The sequence below is a fragment of the Mycobacterium venezuelense genome, from assembly GCF_054919535.1.
The window spans coordinates 1-291 of sequence record NZ_JBONDW010000085.1 but is presented as its reverse complement, the minus strand read 5'-3'; the positions used below and the strand labels follow the sequence as shown (position 1 = coordinate 291).

At 60.1% G+C, this 291-nt stretch carries 1 protein-coding gene; it reads left to right on the top strand.

Features of this window, described 5'->3' with window-relative positions; all coding sequences use genetic code 11:
• The coding region (locus ACRCUN_RS34300; protein ID WP_462146050.1) for a condensation domain-containing protein at window positions 1-291 on the top strand (291 nt) is incomplete at both ends.

The following is a 291-nucleotide window of genomic DNA, read 5'->3' as shown; positions in this document are numbered from 1 at the left end:
GTTGGATTCTTCGTCAATACCTTGGTATTGCGCGTCGATCTGACGGGTAATCCGACCGTTGCCGACCTGTTGCAGCAGGTGCGTCAGCGCGGCATCGCGGCGTTCGAAAATCAGGATGTGCCGTTTGAGGTGTTGGTCGAGCGGCTCAACCCGGCGCGCAGTCTCACACACCATCCGCTCGTACAGGTGATGGTGTCTTGGCAGAACTTCGCTGAGGACCGTGCCTCCAGTTTGACGCTGGGTGATGTTCAAGCGACGCCGCTGGACGCGGAAAGCCGCACCGCCCGTATG